Below are 2,127 nucleotides of genomic sequence, written 5' to 3' on the forward strand. Positions count from 1 at the left end.
CTTTAATAGTTCTAATTAACTTAGCTTTATTCTAAATACAAAGCTATTTCATCTGATATTAAATAGTTTTTATTAAATACTTTATTATCTTTTATAAAAACCAAATCTTTTAAATCATCTAATTTATTTTTATCTTTTGTTTGATATTGTTTTGGTTAATTAGAACTTGAGTAGTTCTAATTTTTATCTATCTATTATATTTTTAGGTAGAGTGATGATATTTTTCATAAGTATAAAAGGACTTGTTAATATATCTTTAGCTAGGCTAGTTTTATATTCAAGATTGTCTAAACTACCGCTAATTTTTAATTGAGTAGCTATTTTATTATCCTTACCGCCTATAAATATTTCTTTTACGATAGGAATATTGCTTATGATTTTATTTGTATTTTTTAGAGTAAAAATATTAAGAGTAATATCTGCTGTTTTTGATTTTGTATTAATAATGCCTTGACCGCTACAATCTATGTTGTAACCTAAAATATTAACCTTATCAATATTTATAATGTCATTTTTATTTCTAAATTCAATTGAGCCAAATTTTATCCCTAAACCTTTTTTTGTAAAACCCGGTTTATTAAAAGTTACTAAAGCCGGTATGCTTTCTATAAATGCGATTAGATTTATGTAGTTTTTAGTATTTGATAAATAGGCATTTCTTATATTAATTAAGCCTTCATAATCACTTAAAGTATTGCCTTTTGCATCTAAATCAATTTCTCCACTTATAAAAACTTCTTTATTTACGATTTCATTTAGTGCTTGATGGCTTAGTTCTCTTAGGTAGGCTTTAAAATTGTTTTTTCCTATTTGGGCTATCAAATCTCCACCTTTAATAAAACTTGCACTGATTGAAGTTTCATAAGGATTTTTATTCAGTTTTAAATTCTTGAAATTAAATAAAAAATCTTTATAAATAATCTTAGAATTTAATAAATTAAGAGCTATATTATTATTGCTATCATTATTTTCATCATTATTTAATTTATTTGCGTCTATTATTAGATTATTTAGATTAATAGTTGTTTTATTGTTTTGAGAATTTAAATTAATAAGATTGCTTTTGGTATTTATTGTGGTTATGTTGTTTTGAATACTTATATAAAAGTCATCTTGAGTATATTTATAATTATTATCTAAATTATTTGGATTATTTTTATATAAATTAAAATCAAATTTAGCATTAAATATATTTACAAAAAATGCCCCGTCTTTACTACTTAATTCAATATCTCCATCATTAAAATTTAATTTTTTAAGTTGCTTTGAATAACTAACAATACTTGAAATATCGCTTTTTATAAGTAAATTTTTATCAAAATATATTGTGGTATTCAATGCCGGAAAATCTAAAGTTTTATTATTTAGATTTAAATTCATTTTTGCTTTATCGTTGTAATAAAAATAATCTTTATAATCAATTCCTAAAGTCTTTATATTTACACTTGCTAATTTGGTTTTAGTATCTAAATTTATATCCGCATTGCTTATTTTTAATTCTTTTGTATCTGCATTACCTTGAATTGCTACTAAATTATCATTTACACTTATATTTAAATTAGCGTTAAAGTTAAAATTGCTAAAAGAATAATTTCCATTGGTTTTAACATCTACTTTTACATTGTGAGTATGGTCGTTGTTTAGTTTTATATTAACTAAGGTGCTTGTTTTACCACTATTTTGCTTTAACCCTAAAACAACATTATAAGCATTTAGTATTTTTTCTATTTCACTATTGTAAAGTGTATTATTTGAGATGATATTTATATCAATATTTGGCTTTAATAAATTATCTATTGTTAAATTAAATTCATCAATAGTCGTGATATTGTCTTGAGAATTTAAATTATTTGCTAATAGCTTTAAACTATAATCTTTTAAGCTTAATTTAACTTCTTTTGCATAAGCATTTGGTGCTTTATCATTATAATTTGCAATTACATTTGTAAAAACACCTTCTCCTAAGGTATTTTCTAGTTGATTATTTTTTATTTTTACAATAAAGCTACCTTTAAAATTATCAAATTTTACTCTAGTTATTAGCCATTCTTTTAGTATTGGTTTTAAATAATTTTCAATATGTTTAAATGCTTCTTGCTGATTTTTAATCTCTAAATTATCAACGCC

Annotated in this window: 1 protein-coding gene; it reads right to left on the bottom strand. The window is 22.3% G+C overall.

Annotated elements, in window-relative coordinates:
- Positions 1-183: 183 nt before the first annotated feature.
- Positions 184-2,127: YhdP family protein (locus tag KJQ99_RS09195; protein ID WP_214150637.1), on the bottom strand; the 1,944-nt coding region annotated here is incomplete at its 5' end.

Source organism: Campylobacter sp. 2018MI13 (genome assembly GCF_018501135.1).
Lineage (GTDB): Bacteria > Campylobacterota > Campylobacteria > Campylobacterales > Campylobacteraceae > Campylobacter_E.